3 protein-coding genes and 1 pseudogene are annotated in these 2,967 nt (G+C 70.8%); all 4 read right to left on the bottom strand.

All coding sequences use genetic code 11. From position 1 onward, the window contains the following. Positions 1–227 (bottom strand): SDR family NAD(P)-dependent oxidoreductase (locus tag AB7U92_RS24920; RefSeq protein WP_428583196.1); only part of this gene is annotated, 227 nt, incomplete at its 3' end. Next, positions 224–1,156, bottom strand: coding sequence for a glutathione S-transferase family protein (locus tag AB7U92_RS24915; protein ID WP_428583194.1), 933 nt, complete (start codon positions 1,154–1,156; stop codon positions 224–226). The genes AB7U92_RS24915 and AB7U92_RS24920, both read right to left, overlap by 4 nt. Positions 1,157–1,164: 8 nt before the next feature. Next, positions 1,165–2,829: an isovaleryl-CoA dehydrogenase gene (locus tag AB7U92_RS24910; protein WP_428583192.1), complete on the bottom strand. Its 1,665-nt coding sequence runs from the start codon at positions 2,827–2,829 to the stop codon at positions 1,165–1,167. 29 nt (positions 2,830–2,858) lie between these two features. Beyond that, positions 2,859–2,967, bottom strand: a pseudogene (locus AB7U92_RS24905) (NADP-dependent oxidoreductase); the annotation flags it as partial.

Raw genomic sequence — 2,967 nt, 5'->3', positions numbered from 1 at the left:
GCCTCACCCAATGCCTCCACCTCGACGGCCTTGGCCACGTCGAGCCGGAAGCCCATCACCTCGGCCCCGAGGCCGCGCATCTCGGCAACGGCGCGGTCCAGCGCGTCCTGCTGCACATCGGCCATCTCGAGGTTCATGCCGGCCGCGGCGGCCAGGCGCGAGACCTCGAGTCCGAAGCCCGAGCCTGCGCCGGTGATGACCGCGGTGCGGCCCTGGAAGGTCTTCATGTCCTGCTGTCCTTTCGAATCTGGAAACCGATGCGGGGGAAGTGCACGTGCAGCGTGCCGGCGCGCTCGTCGTGGCGGCGGATCACGACCTCGTCGGCATCGAGGCCGACCAGCGTGCCGGCCACCGGGTCGCGGCCGTAGTCGATGGGCGTGACGGTGACGGCCTCGCCCGCGTCGAAGCCCAGGCCGGGCTCGACACGGCAGGGTTCATGCGAGGTCGTCGCAGCGGCCAGCGCAAGCGCGTCGGTGCTCGTCATGGTCGTCGGCGTGCCGTGGCCGAAGCTGATCATGCGCGCGTACCAGGCGCGCAGGCGCGGGTGCGGGTCGAGAATCGCCGTCATCGGCGGCGCGAGGTGAACGAACCAGACGCAATGCCCCACCGAGAAGTCGGCGATGCTGGGTACGCTGCCGCACAGGTACGCGCGCCCGTCGGCGAGTTGCTCTTCCAGCCAGGCGAGGTAGTGCCCGAGCGCCACCGTCGCGTCGGCCGGGGTCTGCCGCACCATGCCGGCGGTGAAGGGCGCACGGTCGGCGACGAAGGCCTTCAGGCCCTCCGGGGGCACGCCGGCCATCACATGCGTCAGCCCCTGCGGCTGCAGCGTGTACGGGATCACCGCCCAGAACAGCGTGCCGTCGGCCCACTGCGCGAGCAGCTTCGATGCGCCCGCCACGCCGGGCGGATAGAGCGGCGGCTCGGGTTGGGCCCGGTCGAGCACGCGGGCGATCAGCGCGGTGTCGCACCACACGTCGGCACCGCGCTGCAGGATCGGCGTGCGGCGGTAGCCGCCGGTCAGCGCCACCACGTCGGGCTTGGGCATCACGCTCGGGACGTGCACCGAGTGCCAGGCCATGCCCTTGGCGCCGAAGATCAGCCGCACCTTCTCGGAGAAGGGCGAGTTGGCGTAGTGATGCAGGATGAACGGGTGCATGCGGTCCTTCAGGTCGGCATCGCGCGGGCGATGAGGGCGTCGAAGGCGGTGCCTGCCGGCAAAGTGCCGAAGGCCTGGCCCCAGTCGCCGCCCAGGCGCGAACGGCAGAAGGCGTCGAAGACGAAGTCAGGCGCATGCCGGCGCAGCAGCGAGGCCTGCACGGCCAGCGCCACGTCCAGGGCGAGGCGGCGCGCCTCGGTCTCGTCGACCATGGCATCGATGCGCGCCGGCAGCGCATCGGCCACGCGGTCGAAGGCGGCGTTCGCGCCGCGGGCCGTGGCCAGCTCGGCCGCCAGCGCCTCGGCCACCGAGCCGCCCTTGCCGCCGCCGCGCAGGGCGCGCAGCAGGTCGAGCGCCATGATGTTGCCGGCTCCTTCCCAGATCGAGTTCAGCGGCATCTCGCGGTAGATGCGCGCCATCACGCCCTCGCCCGCCTCCTCGACGTAGCCGTTGCCGCCGAGGCACTCCATCGCCTCCTGGCCGAGCAGGCTGCCGCGCTTGCAGATCCAGAACTTGGCCACCGGCGTGAGCACGCGGCGCATCAGCGCCTCGAAGGGATCGTCCTGCCGGTCGATGGCGCGCGCCAGGCGCAGCGCCAGCGCGGTGGCGGCTTCCGACTCGAGCGCCATGTCGGCCAGCACGTTCTTCATCACCGGCTGGTCGATCAATCGCTTGCCGAAGGCCATACGCTGCGCCGTGTGGTGCAGCGCCAGGCTCAGCGCGTGGCGCATCAGCCCGGCGGTGCCGAGCGCGCAGTCCAGCCTCGTCAGCGTACCCATCTCGAGGATCTGCGCCACGCCACGGCCCACCTCGCCCACGCGCCAGGCATTCGCCGCGTGGAACTCCACCTCCGAGCTGGCGTTGGCGTGGTTGCCCAGCTTGTCCTTCAGGCGCTGGATGCGGACGGCGTTGAGCGTGCCGTCGGGCAGCACGCGCGGCAGGAAGAAGCACGACAGGCCGCCCTCCTCCTGCGCGAGGATGAGGAAGGCATCGCACATCGGCGCCGAGAAGAACCACTTGTGGCCGGTGACCTCGGCGCGCGCGCCCCAGGGCGAGCCGGGCTCGACGATCACCGCCCGCGTGGTGTTGGCGCGCACGTCGGAGCCGCCCTGCTTCTCCGTCATGCCCATGCCCATGGTCACGCCGGGCTTGTCGGTGAAGGGCACGAGGCGCGGGTCGTAGGCCGTGCTGGCGAGCTTGCCGAACCAGTCTTCGGTGACCTTGTCGTTGGCGCGCAGCGCCGGCGTCACCGCATAGGTCATCGAGATCGGGCAGAGGATGGAGGGCTCCAACTCGGTGAAGAGCATGAAGGCCGCAGCGCGCTCGATGTGTGCGCCCGGCCCGCGCGACCAGGGCCGGCCATGAAGGCCGGCACCCACCGCCTCGGTCATCAACGCGTGGTAGCTGGGGTGGAACTCGACACGGTCGATGCGGTGGCCGAAGCGGTCGTGCGTCTGCAGGCGGGGCGGGTGGGTGTTGGCCAGGCGCGCGTGCGTCTGCCACTCCAGGCTGCCCCAGCGCTCGCCCTGCGCGAGGCTCGTGGCCTCGTCGCGGCCGGGCAGGTGGAAGGCCAGCGCGTCGCGCAGGGCGCGGTTACCGGCGTACAGGTTCACGTCGACCAGCGGTTTCGGCTGGTTGAACACGTCGTGGGTGGTCGTGTGACTCGACGTCATCGCAATGCCCTCCCCGCGTATCGCGCGGATCAGATCAGCTTGACCAGTTGCTTGCCGAAGTTCTTGCCCTTGAGCAAACCAAGGAAGGCTTCCGGCGCGTCCTCGATCCTCGGCGCGATGGTTTCGCGGTACTTCAGT

The sequence above is a fragment of the Piscinibacter sp. genome, from assembly GCF_050175855.1.
In the GTDB taxonomy this organism is placed as follows: domain Bacteria; phylum Pseudomonadota; class Gammaproteobacteria; order Burkholderiales; family Burkholderiaceae_C; genus Piscinibacter.
Note: the sequence above shows the minus strand (reverse complement) of the source record. Positions and strands in the feature narration are given on the sequence as shown.

What these genes read in the sequence shown, in the direction of transcription:
- AB7U92_RS24910 (WP_428583192.1), bottom strand. Translation starts at nt 2,829, where the DNA reads ATGACGTCGAGTCACACGACCACCCACGACGTGTTCAACCAGCCGAAA.
- AB7U92_RS24915 (WP_428583194.1), bottom strand. Translation starts at nt 1,156, where the DNA reads ATGCACCCGTTCATCCTGCATCACTACGCCAACTCGCCCTTCTCCGAG.